The 234-nt window shown below is 29.9% G+C and carries 1 pseudogene; it reads left to right on the top strand.

The features are described 5' to 3' along the window. Nucleotides 1-203, top strand: a pseudogene (locus tag AAEY62_RS24900) (choice-of-anchor I domain-containing protein); the annotation flags it as partial. Between the last annotated feature and the right edge of the window lie 31 nt (nt 204-234).

Here is a 234-nt window from a genome sequence, read left to right as displayed (position 1 = left end):
GCGTAGATCCTGAAGGTTCTATTAGTATTATCGATATAACAAATAATGTAATAGCCGATACAGCAATACATATTGATTTTAAAGCCTATAACAACAAACAAACCGAACTAGAAGCGCAAGGTGTCGTTTTTTCAAAACCAAATTGTAGTACTATTAAAGGTAATCTAATAAATACCACACTATCGATTGATTTAGAACCCGAGTAAGTTAGAATTTCAAAAGATAAAAAATATA

This window comes from Pseudoalteromonas sp. GW168-MNA-CIBAN-0100 (assembly GCF_040309225.1).
GTDB classification, from domain to species: domain Bacteria; phylum Pseudomonadota; class Gammaproteobacteria; order Enterobacterales; family Alteromonadaceae; genus Pseudoalteromonas; species Pseudoalteromonas arctica.
This window is presented reverse-complemented; position numbering and strand designations above follow the sequence as displayed.